The following is a 15,794-nucleotide window of genomic DNA, read 5'->3' as shown; positions in this document are numbered from 1 at the left end:
GTGGCATTTTATTTGGAAGTGTTTTAGGCATAAGTAAAAAAGATATGCTGAGAGTTGAATTGATATTCTTTAGACGCTGCTTATTTTTACTGCCAATTTTTGTATTCGCAAGTAGAGTAAATGGTCAGCAGCTTACTTCCTTAAATAATTGGGATGAAAATTTCCCTATTGTAAATCGTTGGATAGATCCTTTTTTTCCTGTAAACATGCAATCTAATGTCGTTAGTTTGGAACGAACGGCTGATAAAGGTAAAAAGGCTGTCGCAAAGGAGCAAACGATGGATAAAGTAGATGCGGCGTCTGTTGATCTTTCTAATGTGGTTGTTGCCCGTAGTAGACATCAAGGAGATATCAGGTATTCTTCTTCGCGTTCAGGTGCATTATACCGCGTTGCTTTGGACAAACAGACCGATGAACGATATGAGGGTAAGCCTGTTTTTATAGATGCTAAAGGAGTAAAATATATAATTGACTCGAAATATAGAAAGCAAATTATCAGATAACTGAATAACTAAATTAAAAAGCTGTAAGGCAATAAATCCTACCGTAAAATCTTAAGTAAATAATCCTTATCAAGGTAAAAAGCATCTAAGCTTCCTCCATCTTCAAGAATAGTGCTACTGATTTCCTTTTTATGCTGCTGAAGTGCCTGAATTTTATCCTCAACGGTATTTGGACTGATCAGACGCACTGCGGTGACATTCTTTTGTTGGCCAATACGGTAGATACGATCAATCGCCTGTTGTTCCACAGCCGGATTCCACCAGGGATCAACGAGATAAACCACATCTGCGGCAGTGAGATTAAGTCCTGTTCCTCCGGCCTTCAGGCTAATCAGAAAAACCCGGCTATCTTCATTCGATTGGAAATCACTGACAAGCTGTCCCCGGTTTCGCGATTGACCGGTGAGGGTGAGCGACGGTATGCCATTTTTATCCAACGCTTCTTTAATCAGATGCAACATGCTGACAAACTGCGAGAACACGATGATTTTGTGCTGATCTTTTTTATGCTGGATTTGCTCGATCAGCATTTCAATCTTTGCTGAATCTTCGGCAGACGTTAAATCTTCGCTCTCGAGCAATTTACTGGAATTGCAGATCTGTCGTAATTTGGTCAGACCTTTCAGGACGTGCATCGGACTTTTCTTGATTTCATCCCCATCTTTAGCAGAGATAAACTCCCGAAATTCTTTTTCATAGAGATCATATATCCGTCGCTGTGCGGTTTTCATTTCACAATAGAGTACCAATTCATTTTTTGCGGGAAGATCATCCAATACATCCCGTTTTGTTCTTCGAAGGATAAAGGGTTTTATTTTTTCCTTTAGCATCTTCTTTCTTTTGCGGTCGTGAAAAGCATCAATTGGCGTCGTATAGACGTCTTTAAAGTACTTTTTATTTCCCAATAAACCCGGAATGGCAAAAGAAAGCTGCGCAAACAAATCCATGGTATTATTCTCAATAGGTGTTCCTGTTAGTATGATACGATTTCGAGCGCGCAGTAAATTTACTGCTTTGTACCGCTGTGAATCCGGATTTTTTATATATTGAGACTCATCGAGTATAACATAATTGAAGGTCAGTTTCTTTAACCTATTGATGTCGGTCAGTAGATTATGGTAAGAAATAAGCACGATATCCAGTTCTTCAAACTGCTCGCTTATGTCGCGTCGGTTTGGCCCCTCTAGGACGAGTGTATTAAAAGAAGGTAAGAATTGCTCAATTTCGCGCTTCCAGTTAAAAATCAGCGTCGTAGGGAGAACCAGCAATGTTGGTGTCGTTATGCCTTTTGCTTTTTGAGAGGCTAGAAAGGCCAGGATTTGAACTGTCTTTCCCAGCCCCATGTCATCCGCCAGGCAGGCACCAAAATTTAATTTGTCCAAGAAGTTGAGCCATTGTACCCCTTGCTGCTGATAGTGACGCAAATCGCCGACAAAAATGTCGGGTAATTGCACCGGCGGGTAGCTTGCTAATGTGGAGAGCTGATTTCTTAAATAGTCGATCTCGACGGATACGGCATGATCGATCTCTTCGTTGGAAAAGAGCTGGTCGATTTCATTAAACTTGAATTTGGGAATCTGAAGAAGTTCGTCTTCTATGACTTCCGCAGCATTAAAATAGGCCTCAAATTTTTCCAGCCATTCCTGAGGTAAGACACCAAGTGTGCCATCGTCCAGGGGAATAAATTGGGAACGGTTGCGGACTGCTTTTTCCAGTTTCTTAAGCGAGACACTTTTGGGACCAAATTTGACTTGAATATTGGCATTAAACCAATTTTGTCCACTTAATACCTCGATCTGTATTTTGCCTTTGAACCTGCTCAGTTTATTGCCTCGTATGGTATTGAATCCAATGATTTGGACTCCGTGTTGGTGCCACTCTTCAAATGCATTTAAAAACCAGTTTTTATCGAGAAAATATTTACGGTGTAAATAAAGGTGTTGAAAACTATCATCTTCCAATTGCTCCTGAAAATAAGTATGCTGCTTGAGCAGCAGTGAGATGACTTTTGTTTCAGCCTCTTTTTTCCGCTCTACCAAAAATTGGGATCCTTTCGCATCTGTTCCAAATATATTTCTTTTACTCAGGATCGGAACCTCAACATCACCGTAACGCATGACAGGAATGATATTTACAAAATCTTCCGATTCCTCCAGGAAGATAAGTGCTTGCATATCCTGATAGTAGAGGTTTTCTTTCAGTTGCGGTTTATTCGCCTTGGGGATATCCTTAAAATTTAACGCAACCGAATTGGCCAGAGGGGCCAGGAATAATTCGTTAAATTCTTTAAACTTATTCCGGTGTATACGCAGCTCATTTCCTTTGTTTCCGAACAAACGAATCAGTTTGAGATGAAGCTTATTCTCAACAAGATATAGGTACTTTTTTATGGCGATAAAATGATCAAAAAGAATAGTCAGATCCTGTAGTTCGTAGGTAATGCCATGAATGGATAATTCTCCTTTAATGCAATAAAAGGAACCGCGCTGTTCGATCAGCAGTTTGATTTCGCCTTTGCTGAGACCGATTTGAATCGGAGATAAGGAAGTGGCCGTTATATTTTCTGCTTTTTCATAATCATGAAGGAAAAAATCCAGGGCCAAAGGATTCTTGGCAATGGCCCGCAGACTTCGGCCAATGGGTGTATCTGTCTGTTGTAGGGGTTGAGCCAATTGGCTGATCGCCGCAAAAAACTGGGTTTCGTCAATGGAGTCTGTTTGCCAGATCCGTGATTGGCTCTCCACTGTGGAAATGGGGTTTTTCGGCGTGCCCGATTTTGACAGGGGTGCCTGACATAACAGGACCTGTAATTGTTTATAATAGCGATTACGTGTCAGTACAATGAAGCTATGCAGTTGTTCACCGTGAATTTTAGTGGGTCTTGTTTGTGGTTCCAGGAGATCAAAATCGTCTATGGATGTCAGGTGTTTATCTTTGAGAACAAATTGCAGCGCTGCATCTTTAATATGTGCTGAAAAATAGTTTTCCAATAAGGGCTCATGTTCTAAACCATATTGTACAGCAATCTTTTTTAAAAGATTTCGATACCGGTTAAAGTCAAAAAAAGACAACCAGTTTTCTTGTCCGAATAGCCTTGTCAATGTCGCTTTCTGGTGACTACAGAAACCTGTCTCCCCACAATTGCAGAAAAGCGAAGTTACAGGTGATCTGTAGATAACCATCACCCGGAAATCCCTGTAATTTTCGAGGACCTGAAAGGTCGCCTGATTGAATTCCATCTCCACGACATTGATTTGAATATTTGCCAGGGCACTATCCATCCAAGAAAAATAAGAATAACGGCTTACTGAACCGAAATCTATTGTTGTCAACGTATATTGATGGAACTCCATATATCAGGGGATTAAAAATGAAAACTCATACCGCCATAATAATTTCGCAGGGGAGCAGGATTGAAATATCGGCCACCAAAAGCATTGATGTCATTGCCGAGACTATATTTTTGGTTCAACAAATTGTCGGCACCGACGAAGAGATTGAGCTGATATCCTTGACCTATCGCTTTACTCCACGATATTTTGCCCTGTAAAAGATGATAGCGGTTGGCATAGACTGTATTGGCATCATCCAATGGTATTGCGGCGGTTAAATTCGAAAGAAGATCCAATCGAATTTGGTAGGGAAAAAGGGCATTTAAGGTATTGACCCAAACTGTTTTCGGTACCGCTGTTAGTTTGTTGCCACTATAATCTTTGTCTCCTACCTTATAATTTTTGAAAGCATAATGATTTAGCGAGAAATTGCTCCCCACCTGTAAACTACGGATAATCCCCGAAGATTTTGGAGTCATCAAGTAGGTCAATATAGAGGCTTCGATTCCCTTTTGGTCTATCTTTCCTGCATTCTGAAAATATTCTGCTCCCGTTTCACGTACTTGTCGAATAATGGCATCATTCATTTGATAGCTGTACACTGAGGCATCAAAAATAACTCGACGGTTCCACAAATGCCATCGAACACCAAATTCATGGTTGGTGCCGGTCTCCGGCTTGAGTTCGTTATTAATTATATTGTCGGATGAGCGTACTTCAGCAATTGTCGGCGCAGAAAATCCTTTTGAGATCGAGGCCCGAAGGGCGAAAGTTGCTGTAGCCTGGTAGGAAACAGCTGCCCGTGGCATCCAGGTATTCCCGAAATCGATGTGTGCTTTATCCGCCTGGGCTACAGGATAGCGCTGTTGATAAGCGATTTTGTTCTCATTGAGTCCGACAGATAATTCGACCTGAAGGCGTTCCAGCCAAGATAACTGTGTGCGTGCAAAATATGATTGCTGGCTGTTTTCCAATTTATCTTTCGCTTGCGGATTACCTATATTCCCCTGGTTATTATCATAATTGTCAATATCGTACCAGCCTTTTTGTGCTTCTAAACCAAATTGCAGTTCATACTTTAAGTTTTTGCTGACCCGGTCGACATAGGATAGATATAGTCGCGTCCCCAGATTTTTCTCATCCCTTTTTTCATAATTTGTGATAAAAGGATTTTTAATTTGGTTGGATGAACCGAAAACACTGGCAAATAAGGTTAAATTGGAACTGATATTCGTTTGGTTGCTCAGACCTCCGAAAAATGTTTTATCGTAGATTGCTGCTTTTTGTTCAGCCGCACTTGGGTTGGGCCCAGCTTTGGGGCGGGACTGCCGTCGATCGTCATCCATTTGTGCAATAGTCAGGCCGCCGGGAGTCTGATAGCCCAGATCAGTGTAAAACCCTGTAAATTTTAGTTCAGCATGTTTGGCATATTGCCAATTGTAGTTTAGCTGGATGTTCTTCTTATTCAAAGATGAATGCTGTCGATACCCGTCACTACGCGTCCAACTTTGATTGATGGCCAGCTGTTGTTTCTGCTTTATGGGCAGCATGGCATTGAGCTGCTGTTGAAATAACCCATACGAACCTCCTGTTAGCTGTAGGTTGACTTCGGGCTCGGTCAGGGTATTATAACCTTTGCTGTAAAGTGAAATTACACCACCGGAGTTTGCACCATAAATGGAACCATCAGGACCTTTCAAAACATTGATCTGGTCTATCGTGTAAGGGTCGACCAGGTTTAAATAAGTGTTTCCACCTGCATCTGTGAGCGGAAAGTCATCCAGATAGATCTTTACATTACGTACACCGAACGGAGAACGCAGCATGCTGCCACGCAGTGCCAGTCGGTAACTCCCCGGAGAACGCTCTTCCATACGTAATCCGGGCACCGTATTCATAACGGAGACAAGCGCCGGCGATTGCTGTGATTGTAACCGTTGTTGGCTTAACACAGCCGCCGATGAGGTAAGTTTTAATAAAGGCTGTTTAGTAAAATAAGCTTTAATCTCCACTTGTTCAAGCCTATTGTTGGTGCTGTCAGTAGTCTGTGCATATAATTTGCCACATAGACAAAGGGCGGCGAGTACGTAATTTCTTTTCATGGCTAATGGTTCGATCGGCTAGTCCGCAAATTCTTGGCTAAAGTAAATTTCAAAAATCTCTTTGGTCTTATTGTATTTTAGGCATTGATAATTCGCATATACTGAACTTGTCGGTATACACAAGGTATTAGCCATGCTATTTTTCGAAAAATCTTTGCTTAGGCATCCCCTTTTCAGATCGATGTTGTTATTTTTTGAGATATCATCAATGGAGAATGCCTTGTCATCGATCAAGTAATTTGATTGACTCGAACGGATATAGTCTTCCTGATAGATCAGTTCGGCGGCAATGCTATAATCTATTGTGCCATTGGTATAGTAACAATCGGATTGTTGCAATAAATTGGATACATGTACATCTCGATACAATGTTTTAAACCGTTTGCTCTGCTGGTCAAAAAGAATGATTTCAATTTGATGTTTTTCTTTATCATAAACGACATAAGCAACATCATTTTCCTTGTTGCCAAAGATATCCCCATTTGTGTGAGCCAGCAAATCGAGGTTTGTATGGCTTTCGAAATAATTTTTTTGGTTTTCGGCAAGGTCCTTAAGCAACTTTAGATGTAATTTTTCAAAGAGCCCCTCATCAGCCAATTTGACGAGCTGTTGTCGTTGCTGATTAGCCGTCTCTTCGGTTCGCGGATTGGCATAGGTGGATGTATCAAGTAGAGGTTTCACTATACGGGGGCTTTCAGCCACCTGCCGATTTTGGTTGTTGACCGCACTATCTTTTGTCGGGATATTTTGAGAATTAGATTGAATTGTCTGCTGACAGGAAGCGAATCCAAAAAGCAAAAAGTATAGAAAAATCGTCTGTAAATTCATGCGTATTTATCTTCAATGGGAGACTCCGCCTATTGGATTTTAGGCGAAGCTACAATATCGGCTAATTTAATGATTTTATAGAAAAGAAGTCTTGCTGCTTTCCATTAAATTAAAACGCTTCATTCAATCCGAGGAAGAATCCACGGGATCCATATTTTCCTATGGCGTAGTCCAAACAGAGATTTGTCCGGGTGGCTTTGTTAAACAGGACGCGTAATCCTGCGCCGCCTCCCGGTTGCCATCTTTCAAAAAGTTTTGTCCCTAATTCATCGCTTGCACTTTGGAGATTAAAAAATGCTGCACCACTCAAAAAACGGTTTTTTAAAATTGGAAAGCGATATTCCGTTTCTGCGTAGGCAAAAGATATCCCCTTAAAATAACCAATTGTATAGCCACGGCCTGTTCTTACAGCGGCATCCCTTCCTGTCCCCGGCAGATCAAAGTAAGGGAGGACACCCCCCAGCTTATAGGAACCCCAATACCAGAATGCAAGCACATGTGCGGGATCGGATTGCGATACACTAAAGTATTTACGAAAGTCAGTCGTGAGTTGGACGGCACTTTTGCTACTGCCCAGTAAGGTTGTATTCCATCGCAGACCTATATCCGAATAGATTCCCTTATAAGGTCTGTTGGGATTATCTCGGGTGGTGTATTGCATATTTAGCAACAGTCCGTTTGAATTATAGCTATCTGGGGCAAAACCATGTTTTTCCGTGTAAATGGTATTTGGTGTAATATTCCCGTTAGGACCACTGCTTGTTATCTTTCGACGAAGGTCGAATGCTAATCCAGCTCCTAGAAACAAATCATCGGCAACCTTTTTGTAGACCTTCTCATTAAACGTAAAGGCATTGTATTTGGCACCATATTTTTTATGTTCGGGATTCGCAAGTATTTCCTCTTCTTCATTGTTCCATTTGCCGTAAGGAGTCATACCCAAACCCGCATCCAATGCAACCATTTTGACCAAAGCGAAAGCTCCTTGAAAATTCAGTTTATTGTTTGGGGTAAACACATTATGGCTGATGTAGAAGACCATAATGTTTTTGGTCGTGATGGACGCTGATGTTGCCGCAATTGACATAGTTGTCGTCTTTGGGTCCCCCAATATTTTCCCCGCAACGGCTTTGACACCGATCTGTCCACCGATCGTAGGGTTATAGGCGATATTAGGCATTAGCGTAATCGGAGAACGTTTGCTCGATCGTTCCTTTTTGCGTTTAGGGTGAATAATGCGACCGATTAAGTCCGATATATCATATTGGCTTGCCAAAATCGAATCGCGTTGTTTTTTATAGAATGAAGCAGAATCTATTTCGCTTTCAGATTGAGCTACAAGCGTATTGGATATCAGCAGTAGGCACGATAGTAAAAAACAGAAAGTGAATAAATAGTGATTACGTAATAGTCGCTGCATACCTTCGGGTTTATCTTAGATTTAAACGTCAAAAATATTAAAATGTTTTCTAATCGGGCAAAGCCAATTCCGTAAAACATTGATATTGGCATAAACGGATAAGCGTGTAAAGGCTATCGGTCCGGATGAATGATCCGGGGTTACGGCTCAACGGTGCGGGGCGGAATATTTTTGGCAGTAAGGGAGAATCCCGTAATTAAACTTGGAAATAAGCGCAAATTTATCTTAGTTTTGATTATTTAATTCGGAGATATGATCAGACAAAACATATATCGCTGCGGTTTGGCTTTACTATTGATGACAGGCTTGACACACGCGCAGGAGCTCTATACACCAAGAAATATTAAACAAGCCATTGAAAAAGGTACACGAACCACTACCGGAGAGCCCGGTAAAAATTACTGGCAAAACTTTGGAAAATACGATGTCAAGGTACAATTGGATCCTGCGACGAGGACTGTTCGTGGAAATGAGACAATTTTATATACCAACAACAGCCCTGATACACTGAAGCAATTGGCTATCCGATTTGTGAATAATGTGCACAAGCCCAATGCCGTGCGTGCTAACTATGCCTCGGATGATTATTTGACCTCGGGGCTGAAAATAAAATCATTCACGCTCAACGGACAGGTTTATGAGGTAAATAGTGCGGATTGGGGCACAGTGAAACTTGGTGATTTTGGACAGAAAATACTCCCCGGTACCGTGGCGACCCTAGCGATCAGCTGGGAGTATCCTTTATCGGTTGAGAGCGACCGCGATGGCATGCTTAACGCATCTACTTTCTATTGTGCTTATTCCTATCCACGTGTTTCTGTCTATGATGATTACAATGGCTGGGATGTTTTGGAGCATAACGGTAGACAGGAGTTCTATAATGGTTTTAATGATTATCAGTTTGAAATTGCTGTTCCTAAGAACTTTGTTGTATGGGCCACAGGGGAGCTTCAGAATGCTGCGGAAGTATTGCAGAAGCCTATTTTAGAACGCTTTGAGCAATCGAAACAGAGCGATGAGCCTATCCATGTTGCTACAGCATCTGAAATGAAGGAGGGCAGGGTAACGACACAACAAGAATGGAATAAGTGGAAATTTAAAGCAACTTATGTTCCTGATTTTTGTTTCAGTGTGAGCGACAATTATATATGGGATGCTGGTAGTGTGGATCTAGGGACCAAACGCGTCAGTGTACAATCCAGTTATGTTGCTGGCACGCCCGATTTTGAACAGTACATTGGCTGGCAGCAATACTGTATTGAATGGTTTTCGAAAAACTGGCCCGGAGTGACCTATCCCTACCCCACGATGACAGCAGTACAGGGATTTGCGGATATGGAATACCCGATGATGATCAATGATTCGAGTGTGCCCGATAATTTTGTTGATGCCCGACAAACAGCGGATCATGAGATCGCCCATACCTATTTTCCTTTCTATATGGGGATCAACGAGACCCGATATGGGTATATGGATGAAGGCTGGGCTACGGCTCTGGAATTTTGGATCGGTAATGCAGAGATTGGCGCCGAAAAGAATAAGGAGCTGTTTAAAGATTCGCGTGTGAAACGATATATCTTCGATCCATCGACCGAGGAGGACCAGCCATTGATTACGATGACTTCACAACTGAATGGTCTGGGGTATGGAAATAATGCCTATATCAAAGCCGCCTTATCGTATATCGCGCTGCGGGATTATCTTGGCGATATACAGTTCAAAAAAGCGTTACATCATTATATGGATCTATGGCATGGTAAGCACCCGACACCATGGGATTTCTTTTACAGCATCAATGCTGGAGCGGGTCAGAATTTAAATTGGTTTTGGAAAAACTGGTATTTTACCAATAATTATATTGATTTAAAGGTGGATAGCCTAAAACAAGCTGATAATAAAAATACCCTGTCGATCGCTAATGTTGGCGGATTTGCAGTTCCTTTTGATGTCTTGATCACCTATGCGGACGGGACTTTGGAAACAAAGCATCAGACGCCTTCGATTTGGCAGCCCAATGAAAAACAGGCAACAATTACCTGGTCATCACCTAAGAAGATAAAAAAGATTACGCTGGATGGGGGTGTTTTCATGGATTACACAGCCAAAGATAACGTTTGGGAAGCAGTAAACTAATGTATCAATTCAATTGGATCAATCGCTGCGTCAGGAGAGATTGATCCAATTACTCACCCGATAAAGTTTATGCTTGCTCAAGTCATAAATGTTGTGCTGATATTCCTCACGACGTATATAATTCGGTTTAAATGAACTGCATTTATGATTCAGATGTTTTTAAAGGAAATTGTCGATGGTTCGGAAAGTAAGATTGACACGTGGTTTAAAAACTTTTTTTGTAGGGGGGAGCCGATGCAACCAATAGGTCTGTGTGAAGCCTTTCATGACCAAGAGACTACCATTTCCCAAAATAAGATCTATCTTTTCTTTTGTGGTTTTATGTTTGAACGCAAATTTTCTTTCGGCTCCAAAACTTAAAGAAGCAATTGCCCCATTTTTTTTCAGGTCTTTTTCTCCGTCACTATGCCAGGCCATGCCTTCGTCACCATTGTGATATAGATTTAATAAGCAGGAATTATAGGTTTCCTGTGTTTTCAATTCAGCAAGTGCTTTTAGCTCGAGAAGTTCTTTTGTCCAAGGGAGAGCCCTTTTTGTGGTGTTGGAATAACTATATTCAAAGGCCTGCTCGCCGTACCAGGCAACTTTGCGTTTGGTGAAAATTTCGTTTCCAAAAATAATAGCGCGATCATTTACCCATTCGATGGAATCCATTAACCGGTCGAAATAGTGATTTGCTTGGGCCTGATCTAGTATTTTGCCGTAATAATTGACTGTCCCATCATAGGGTAGTATATTTTTGTTTCCATCAAAAAGATTGTCGAAGAGTTCCATGATATCCTTGCCGTTTTGTTTTTTTATATTGCGGCATGGAGGCTTTCCCAACCAATCATCGCTGTTTTCCGCATCGGATCCCAACGATAACCGCCAAATATACCACTGTTTTGAATAACCCGATGACAGGGAATCAGATACGCAATCGGATTGCTGCCAACAGCAGTGCCCACTGCGCGTGAAGCCTTGGGATTGCCAATTTGAGAAGCAATTGAACCATAAGTGCTTAAATTACCCATCGGAATTTTTAATAGTGCTTCCCATACTTTCAATTGAAATTCCGTCCCCTTGAGGTGCAATTTCACCTGACCGATGTCATTATCCTGTGGATTTAGTGCTTTTAATGCATTTTCGTGCATGATATCTCCTTGTTGTATAAATTTGGCGTTTCGAAAACGCTTTTGGAGTGTCTTGAGCGCAGCGTCTTTATCTTCTTCGTAGGCAATATGGCAAATGCCCTTTGAGGTAGAAGCGATAATGATAGGACCAAAAAGCGTTTCATAGTAATGATAAGAAATGAGTAAGTTGGCGCCTTCATTCTTGTATTCAGCGGGTGTCATCCCTTCGATATTGATAAAGAGTTCGTGCAGCCTGCTACTACTTGAAAGACCCAGCTGAAAGGTGGTTTCTGCAATATTGTTTTCTTTCAATAATGATTTTGCGTGATTTAAACTGATATATTGCAGGAATTTCTTTGGGCTTGTTCCTGCCCAAGAGGTAAACATCCGTTGAAAATGAGCTTCACTCATGTAGACATGGGAAGCGATCTGCCCTAATGTGGGCTGAGTTCTAAAATTTTCCTGCAAGAAATGTATTGCCTTGGCGATACGTTGAAAATCTACTTCTTGTTGAATAGTCATGATTGTCCATTTAGTGTACACAAAGGTGCTAAGAAGAAGAAGTTTATAAAATCCGATTTATGCTATATTGAAAGAATGCTAGGAAGTTTTGTCCGAGTGTCCCAATGATTTTTCAGGAGCGACAATATCCCGGATCAGTTGTTTTAGCTCCTTTATTTCCGGGAATCGGCCGGCTCTCTTTCTATCGAAGATTTCTTTGCCGTCTATGCGTATGGTATAGCGGCCTGAAATTTCACTTGGAATAAGCAGGACCCCATGGATATCTTCTGTGAACGAGCTCAGGATTTCTTGGGACATATAGGCCGCACGCAACATCCAATTGCATTTTGGACAGTACTCGATTTCGATAACAGGTTTCGTTGCCATGATTTAAATTAAGCGATTATGCATTCTATAAGACAAATGTACCGATCTCTGTGCTACCGTCAAAACATCCATAAGAAATCCCGTCGTTTTCATTATCCGATTTTTAATGAGGTCATGGTGAGGGAGCCTGCTACAGAATTGTCATTGAACAAAAATAAATCTTCATTTTTTTCCTGTAAAGCCAGGCTATAGATTAAAGGAAGATAGTGCTCCGGTGTAGGGATGGCTAGATCAAACTCTTTTCCCTGCTGCCTGAAATCAATTAAAGCCTGATGATTGCCATCCAGAATAAACTTTTTCATCTTATCATTGGCAAGGGTAGCCCACTCGTAAGCATATCCTGTTGTATTGAGTTTGTCCCAGGCAACCATCCTGAGGTTGTGGACCATATTTCCACTTCCAATAATCAAGACGCCTTTTTTCCGTAGTTCCGCCAGTTGTTGCGCAATTTCATAATGATAGGAAGCAGGCTGGGTATAGTCAATACTCATCTGAATAACGGGGACATCAGCATTGGGGTACAGGTGTTTGACAACAGACCAGGAGCCATGGTCCAAGCCCCATTTATCGTCTAGATGAACCGCTGTTTTTGTGACGATGCGCTTTGTCTCCTGGGCTAATGAGGGGCTTCCGGGAGCGGGGTATTGCACGTCAAACAAAGCTTGCGGGAAACCGCCAAAGTCATGGATTGTAGCCGGATGCTCCATGGCCGTAACAAATGTTCCACGTGTCTCCCAGTGTGCTGAGATCACTAAGATTGCTTTCGGTTTTTCGAATGTCTGTCCTATTTTTCTGAACCCTTGGACAAACTCATTGTCTTCAATGGCATTCATGGGGCTTCCGTGTCCTAAAAAAAGAACCGGAAATTTGTCTGTAGCAGCAAGGTCAGTAGAAAATTTACGTAATGAACTTGCGGGGCCTGCTATGCCTGATAGGGGGAGTGTTGCCATAATTTTGATAAAATCCTTTCTACGCATTTGAATGATACGAATAGCGTTAATTATTCGTACAAAATTAGGTGGTCTGGAACGGTATCAGGTATTGTTTTTTAGCCAAATTGTTGTATTATTCGGAAATCAGCTTCTGAATCTCATGTCTAAATTCAGATGGGGTCATCCCAGCTTTCTTCTTAAAAACATTGGTGAAATAAGCTTTTTCCTGATAGCCCAATTCGAAACCTATTTCTGAAATGGTCTTATTTGTTGTTAGCAGCAGGTTTTTGGCCTCTATCAGTTTTCTTGTTTCGATGATCTCCGATACACTTTGTTGCAATATACTTTGGCAGATCAGATTTAAATTGCGGGCAGACATAAAAAGTTTTTCCGCGTAATAGTTAACGCCCTCCGGTCGTCGATAATTTTCTTCCAGTATAGATAGAAAACTGGTGAATGTTGTACTTTGGTTTTTTAATTGTTGTTGTGTGGCAGGAAACTGTTTTTTTCGCTCAGACTCTATCATAATAAATATTGTGCTTAACAACTGCTTAATTACCGCATAGTCAGCTACGGCTTGTTGCGTTTCCTGTTGCATCATTTGGCACAAAATCACCAACCTGGAAAAACAGGAGGGCTGAAAAAAGGTTAATGTCGCATTTTCGTGAAAATGCGCATAGAGCTGGAAGGTCGTTTCGGGAATGAATTCGCTTTTAAATCTGATTACCCAAAAGTCAATCTCTTGGTCCAATAGGAGAGGTGTTACCCGATGATTTTTACCTTGCGCGACAAAACTGATGAACGGAGCTGTATAGGTTTCCGCTTTAAAATCGATAAAATGTTTTAATTGTCCTTTGACACCAATAATCAGTTCTTCGAAATCATGTTGATGTATTTCGTTTTTCGATTCTTGGATGCGTAGTGCTTCATTCGCATCAAGCTGGTAAATTTTGAAAAGTTCGTTCAAAATCGGGGATGGTGATTAAATATTTCTTTTATCCGAATATACGGCTTAATTCATGATTTTTGACTTTTCAACTTCAAAAAACTGCGTTTCCACTGAATTTTACGCGTTGTTAGCTTATATCAATTTCTTTTGGCTGCGGTTCGGGCACTGTTCGCCTGCGAATCGGGTTTGATCGCGACCGAAATGGTTGGTTGGTCCAAGTGAATTTAGAGAGGTCGGATTTGGGATCGTTCATGTCGCACCTCCGCTTTTAGTCATGTTATGATCTGTTCAAGTATTGATTTTATAATAGTTTAGAAGTAAGCTAGATTTAAGTTAGGAATTAGTTAGGTATTCATTAGCTTTTACCTAAAGAATACCTAAACTAAACCTAAACAAAACCTAAGTAAACCCTAACTAAACATTGGATCTGTATCGGCATTGTTGTTGCTGCTTCTGCCTTGTTTTTCTATGGCCCAAGCGGACTGCCCGGCTACGGCTTTTATGCCTGCCCAGGATTCGGTCTCCCTGACCGGGGTGATCCGGCTCATTGGGAGTTTTCCGATTCTGGTCTTTTGCCTATCCGGCCGGGGTGCGCTCTAGTTCCCCTGGAGGTCTACTGTTATCTGATCCCAGACCTTGCATCGCTGACCTTTCCGATCCACCGTCTCCACGCCTGTGCTCGATTCCCTTTTCTTTTCCACGGCATCCGCCGCGCCTGAGTTCCGATTTCCGTTCCGGAAAGGACCCGAAATCCTCCATCCGGGCATCAGGATACTGTAAATAACGGTAAACCCATGCCCATATGGTTGTTTTTGCATTGCCATGTCCTTTCTGCGGTACACGATTCTCCATTTTTAGGCTTCCTGTACCCTGTTCTGCAAAAACAATCAGCCACCTGTCCAGCGAGTTAGGGGTAAAATGAAATAAATAAGAACAAAAGGCTTGGAAGTTTGTTAATAAACTCCCTATCTTTGCACCACTCCGCAAGGGAGGGACGGTTGCTTCGAAAGAGGGAGCCAATGAAAAAAGAAGGGTTTAACGGGAGTTAGGCGCAGAAATTGGAAAAGAAAAAGAAAAAAAACTTCAAAAGTTTTTTGGAAGTTCGGAAAAGATTTCTACCTTTGCAGTCCCAACGGAAACGGAGGGAAGCAGAAAAAGATAAAGACGGCGCAATGCCATCGGAATATAGCGGATACGGAAGTTGAAGCGAGAAAAGTTCTTTAAGAAAACACAATCATGTAAGCGTGACGAGTAGGAGACGAAAGTCATGAACAAATTCAAGAATTGGTTCAATTCGGTCCAAGATCAGAGATATAAAAAAAGAATTCTGATTATGTAAATAGTTGGAATCAAAAACTTCATTTTACAATGGAGAGTTTGATCCTGGCTCAGGATGAACGCTAGCGGCAGGCCTAATACATGCAAGTCGGACGGGATCCATCGGAGAGCTTGCTCAAAGATGGTGAGAGTGGCGCACGGGTGCGTAACGCGTGAGCAACCTACCTCTATCAGGGGGATAGCCTCTCGAAAGAGAGATTAACACCGCATAATATAACTATTCGGCATCGTCTGGTTATTAAATATTTATAGGATAG

Annotated in this window: 13 protein-coding genes and 1 rRNA gene; 3 read left to right on the top strand and 11 right to left on the bottom strand. The window is 41.7% G+C overall.

From position 1 onward, the window contains the following. Positions 1-44 precede the first annotated feature (44 nt). Positions 45-503: a hypothetical protein gene (locus DCO56_RS27640; protein WP_108636915.1), complete on the top strand. Its 459-nt coding sequence runs from the start codon at positions 45-47 to the stop codon at positions 501-503. A 38-nt stretch (positions 504-541) separates the two neighbouring features. Here the strand turns inward: DCO56_RS27640 and DCO56_RS27635 are convergent, their stop codons facing one another. From DCO56_RS27635 to DCO56_RS27620, 4 genes are all read right to left on the bottom strand, one after another. Then, positions 542-3,856 (bottom strand): DEAD/DEAH box helicase, encoded by a 3,315-nt coding sequence (locus tag DCO56_RS27635; protein WP_108636914.1) that lies wholly within the window; start codon positions 3,854-3,856, stop codon positions 542-544. Positions 3,857-3,867: 11 nt separating this feature from the next. Continuing rightward, positions 3,868-5,937, bottom strand: coding sequence for a TonB-dependent receptor (locus DCO56_RS27630; protein ID WP_108636913.1), 2,070 nt, complete (start codon positions 5,935-5,937; stop codon positions 3,868-3,870). Positions 5,938-5,955: 18 nt separating this feature from the next. After that, entirely contained in the window at positions 5,956-6,765 is an 810-nt protein-coding gene (locus DCO56_RS27625) for a hypothetical protein (protein ID WP_108636912.1), read from the bottom strand. 109 nt (positions 6,766-6,874) lie between these two features. Next, positions 6,875-8,185: a BamA/TamA family outer membrane protein gene (locus tag DCO56_RS27620; protein ID WP_108636911.1), complete on the bottom strand. Its 1,311-nt coding sequence runs from the start codon at positions 8,183-8,185 to the stop codon at positions 6,875-6,877. A 252-nt stretch (positions 8,186-8,437) separates the two neighbouring features. On the opposite strand from DCO56_RS27620, the gene DCO56_RS27615 reads away from it, so the two are divergent. Then, positions 8,438-10,318 carry a M1 family metallopeptidase gene (locus DCO56_RS27615; protein ID WP_181390697.1) on the top strand — a complete coding sequence of 627 codons (1,881 nt, stop codon included), beginning with the start codon at positions 8,438-8,440 and terminating at the stop codon, positions 10,316-10,318. A gap of 159 nt (positions 10,319-10,477) precedes the next feature. On the opposite strand, the gene DCO56_RS27610 is transcribed toward DCO56_RS27615, so the two are convergent. The 7 genes from DCO56_RS27610 to DCO56_RS29130 all read right to left on the bottom strand — a co-directional run bounded on the left by DCO56_RS27610 (position 10,478) and on the right by DCO56_RS29130 (position 15,051). Next, positions 10,478-11,092: an alpha-ketoglutarate-dependent dioxygenase AlkB family protein gene (locus DCO56_RS27610; RefSeq protein WP_108636910.1), complete on the bottom strand. Its 615-nt coding sequence runs from the start codon at positions 11,090-11,092 to the stop codon at positions 10,478-10,480. A 23-nt stretch (positions 11,093-11,115) separates the two neighbouring features. Then, a complete protein-coding gene (locus DCO56_RS27605) occupies positions 11,116-11,952 on the bottom strand; it encodes a methylated-DNA--[protein]-cysteine S-methyltransferase (RefSeq protein ID WP_165305773.1) in 837 nt (278 codons plus the stop codon). Between the two features lie 78 nt (positions 11,953-12,030). Next, on the bottom strand, positions 12,031-12,318 hold the full coding sequence (locus DCO56_RS27600; protein ID WP_108636909.1) for an Rdx family protein: 288 nt from the start codon (positions 12,316-12,318) through the stop codon (positions 12,031-12,033). A 92-nt stretch (positions 12,319-12,410) separates the two neighbouring features. Further along, complete coding sequence (ygiD, locus tag DCO56_RS27595) at positions 12,411-13,268, bottom strand: 4,5-DOPA-extradiol-dioxygenase (RefSeq protein ID WP_206531873.1); 858 nt, start codon at positions 13,266-13,268, stop codon at positions 12,411-12,413. Positions 13,269-13,383: 115 nt separating this feature from the next. Then, positions 13,384-14,217, bottom strand: coding sequence for a helix-turn-helix transcriptional regulator (locus tag DCO56_RS27590; protein WP_108636907.1), 834 nt, complete (start codon positions 14,215-14,217; stop codon positions 13,384-13,386). A 392-nt stretch (positions 14,218-14,609) separates the two neighbouring features. Continuing rightward, positions 14,610-14,747 carry a hypothetical protein gene (locus tag DCO56_RS29415; protein WP_181390696.1) on the bottom strand — a complete coding sequence of 46 codons (138 nt, stop codon included), beginning with the start codon at positions 14,745-14,747 and terminating at the stop codon, positions 14,610-14,612. Between the two features lie 28 nt (positions 14,748-14,775). Then, complete coding sequence (locus DCO56_RS29130) at positions 14,776-15,051, bottom strand: hypothetical protein (RefSeq protein WP_146191159.1); 276 nt, start codon at positions 15,049-15,051, stop codon at positions 14,776-14,778. Between the two features lie 513 nt (positions 15,052-15,564). Between DCO56_RS29130 and DCO56_RS27580 the strand changes: the two genes are divergently transcribed. Continuing rightward, a 16S ribosomal RNA gene (locus DCO56_RS27580) occupies positions 15,565-15,794 on the top strand; the annotation flags it as partial.

The sequence above is a fragment of the Sphingobacterium athyrii genome, from assembly GCF_003071065.1.
Taxonomy (GTDB): Bacteria; Bacteroidota; Bacteroidia; order Sphingobacteriales; family Sphingobacteriaceae; genus Sphingobacterium; species Sphingobacterium athyrii.
The sequence above is the reverse complement of the archived record's forward strand: the minus strand, read 5'-3'. Positions and strand labels throughout refer to the sequence as shown.

Excerpts from the sequence above, each read along its gene's own strand:
- DCO56_RS27640 (WP_108636915.1), top strand. The coding sequence starts at position 45 with ATGCTGAGAGTTGAATTGATATTCTTTAGACGCTGCTTATTTTTACTG.
- DCO56_RS27600 (WP_108636909.1), bottom strand. The coding sequence starts at position 12,318 with ATGGCAACGAAACCTGTTATCGAAATCGAGTACTGTCCAAAATGCAAT.
- DCO56_RS27635 (WP_108636914.1), bottom strand. The coding sequence starts at position 3,856 with ATGGAGTTCCATCAATATACGTTGACAACAATAGATTTCGGTTCAGTA.
- DCO56_RS27615 (WP_181390697.1), top strand. The coding sequence starts at position 8,438 with ATGATCAGACAAAACATATATCGCTGCGGTTTGGCTTTACTATTGATG.
- ygiD (WP_206531873.1), bottom strand. The coding sequence starts at position 13,268 with ATGGCAACACTCCCCCTATCAGGCATAGCAGGCCCCGCAAGTTCATTA.
- DCO56_RS29130 (WP_146191159.1), bottom strand. The coding sequence starts at position 15,051 with ATGGAGAATCGTGTACCGCAGAAAGGACATGGCAATGCAAAAACAACC.
- DCO56_RS27605 (WP_165305773.1), bottom strand. The coding sequence starts at position 11,952 with ATGACTATTCAACAAGAAGTAGATTTTCAACGTATCGCCAAGGCAATA.
- DCO56_RS27620 (WP_108636911.1), bottom strand. The coding sequence starts at position 8,185 with ATGCAGCGACTATTACGTAATCACTATTTATTCACTTTCTGTTTTTTA.
- DCO56_RS27610 (WP_108636910.1), bottom strand. The coding sequence starts at position 11,092 with ATGGAACTCTTCGACAATCTTTTTGATGGAAACAAAAATATACTACCC.
- DCO56_RS29415 (WP_181390696.1), bottom strand. The coding sequence starts at position 14,747 with ATGAGCCGGATCACCCCGGTCAGGGAGACCGAATCCTGGGCAGGCATA.
- DCO56_RS27625 (WP_108636912.1), bottom strand. The coding sequence starts at position 6,765 with ATGAATTTACAGACGATTTTTCTATACTTTTTGCTTTTTGGATTCGCT.
- DCO56_RS27630 (WP_108636913.1), bottom strand. The coding sequence starts at position 5,937 with ATGAAAAGAAATTACGTACTCGCCGCCCTTTGTCTATGTGGCAAATTA.